The 2666-nt window shown below is 63.5% G+C and carries 1 protein-coding gene; it reads right to left on the bottom strand.

The genetic code is table 11. The features are described 5' to 3' along the window. A partial coding sequence (locus tag JT51_RS21085) for an Ig-like domain-containing protein (protein WP_037317923.1) occupies positions 1 to 2644 on the bottom strand: 2644 nt, incomplete at its 3' end. Positions 2645 to 2666 lie beyond the last annotated feature (22 nt).

The following is a 2666-nucleotide window of genomic DNA, read 5'->3' as shown; positions in this document are numbered from 1 at the left end:
TCGCAACAATCTGCGTGCTGGCCGCGCCCACATCCCCCTGCCCGATATCCGGCGCCGAGAAGGCTTGCACAAACGGATCGGTCGTATCCGGACCGGCCGCGCCGACAAATGTGAAATCAAAGTAATCGGTGCGCAGCGGTTCGCCGCCGTCCGAGGTTCCGACGATCTCGATCACATCGCCCGCGTTCAGTTCCACGCCGGTGATGTCACGCTCGGCAAACGAGCTTGCATTGGCAAACGCGTCGCCCGCATCGACGTTCCAGATGAAATTGTCGACCTCGACCCCGTTCACCAGAACGCTCAGCTGCGATTGGCCGTCGGATTCGTCGAAATACCCAAGCGTCAGATTGTAGACACCCGCCGCCTCGGTGAAGGTATAGGACGCCCGCTGTTCGCCGCTGCTGCCAGCCTGCAACAGCTGATCCCCCGACGCGCCGCCATTGTTCTGCACGACAAAACCACTGACGATATCAAACGTCTCGGCCTCGACCCGGAACGGATCGGACGGCGGTGGCGGTGGCGGTGGCGGCGGTGTTGACAGGTCGACCGTGAAGGTGGCCAGCGCCGGATCGGCGGCCACCGCGTTGCCGCTGGTATCCAGCACCTCATCCGCCTTCAGCGCCACCGTATAGTCGCCCTCGTCCGCCAGATCCCAGGTCCCGCCCGGTGTCGCAACCGTATAGGTCGCCGTCCGTGGCGTGCCGTCGCCGCCATCATTCACGCTCACACCCGTCACCGAAAGCGGACCGCCCGGCCCGGTCACGATAATGTCGCCCGCGTCGATGCTGGAGACGTCGATCGAGACATTGTCGGCAAAAGTCGCAACAATCTGCGTGCTGGCCGCGCCCACATCCCCCTGCCCGATATCCGGCGCCGAGAAGGCTTGCACAAACGGATCGGTCGTATCCGGACCGGCCGCGCCGACAAATGTGAAATCAAAGTAATCGGTGCGCAGCGGTTCGCCGCCGTCCGAGGTTCCGACGATCTCGATCACATCGCCCGCGTTCAGTTCCACGCCGGTGATGTCACGCTCGGYAAACGAGCTTGCGTTGGCAAACGCGTCGCCCGCATCCACGTTCCAGATGAAATTGTCGACCTCGACCCCGTTCACCAGAACGCTCAGCTGCGATTGGCCATCGGATTCGTCGAAATACCCAAGCGTCAGATTGTAGACGCCCGCCGCCTCGGTGAAGGTATAGGACGCCCGCTGTTCACCGCTGCTGCCAGCCTGCAACAGCTGATCCCCCGACGCCCCGCCATTGTTCTGCACGACAAAGCCGCTGACGATATCAAACGTCTCGGTCTCAATCCGGAACGGATCGGACGGCGGTGGTGGCGGTGGCGGTGGTGGCGGTGTTGACAGATCGACCGTAAAGGTGGCCAGCGCCGGATCGGCGGCCACCGCGTTGCCGCTGGTATCCAGCACCTCATCCGCCTTCAGCGCCACCGTATAGTCGCCCTCGTCGGCCAGATCCCAGGTCCCGCCCGGTGTCGCAACCGTATAGGTCGCCGTCCGTGGCGTGCCGTCGCCGCCATCATTCACGCTCACACCCGTCACCGAAAGCGGACCGCCCGGCCCGGTCACGATGATGTCGCCCACGTCGATGCTGGAGACGTCGATCGAGACGTTATCCGCAAAGGTCGCAACAATCTGCGTGCTGGCCGCGCCCACATCCCCCTGCCCGATATCCGGGGCCGAAGAGGATTGCACAACCGGATCGGTCGTATCCGGGCCAGCCGCGCCGGTGAACTGGAAATCAAAGTAATCGGTACGCAGCGGTTCGCCGCCGTCCGAGGTTCCGACGATCTCGATCACATCGCCCGTGTTCAGCTCCACACCGGTGATGTCACGCTCGGCAAACGAGCTTGCGTTGGCAAACGCGTCGCCCGCATCCACGTTCCAGATGAAATTGTCGACCTCGACCCCGTTCACCAGAACGCTCAGCTGCGATTGGCCGTCGGATTCGTCGAAATACCCAAGCGTCAGATTGTAGACGCCCGCCGCCTCGGTGAAGGTATAGGACGCCCGCTGTTCGCCGCTGCTGCCAGCCTGCAACAGCTGATCCCCCGACGCGCCGCCATTGTTCTGCACGACAAAACCACTGACGATATCAAACGTCTCGGCCTCGACCCGGAACGGATCGGACGGCGGTGGTGGCGGTGTTGACAGGTCGACCGTGAAGGTGGCCAGCGCCGGATCGGCGGCCACCGCGTTGCCGCTGGTATCCAGCACCTCATCCGCCTTCAACGCCACCGTATAGTCGCCCTCGTCCGCCAGATCCCAGGTCCCGCCCGGTGTCGCAACCGTATAGGTCGCCGTCCGTGGCGTGCCGTCGCCGCCATCATTCACGCTCACACCCGTCACCGAAAGCGGACCGCCCGGCCCGGTCACGATAATGTCGCCCGCGTCGATGCTGGAGACGTCGATCGAGACATTGTCGGCAAAAGTCGCAACAATCTGCGTGCTGGCCGCGCCCACATCCCCCTGCCCGATATCCGGCGCCGAGAAGGCTTGCACAAACGGATCGGTCGTATCCGGACCGGCCGCGCCGACAAATGTGAAATCAAAGTAATCGGTGCGCAGCGGTTCGCCGCCGTCCGAGGTTCCGACGATCTCGATCACATCGCCCGCGTTCAGTTCCACGCCTGTCTCTTATCCCCATCTG

The sequence above is a fragment of the Ruegeria halocynthiae genome (assembly GCF_000743705.1).
GTDB classification, from domain to species: Bacteria; Pseudomonadota; Alphaproteobacteria; order Rhodobacterales; family Rhodobacteraceae; genus Ruegeria; species Ruegeria halocynthiae_B.
This window is presented reverse-complemented; position numbering and strand designations above follow the sequence as displayed.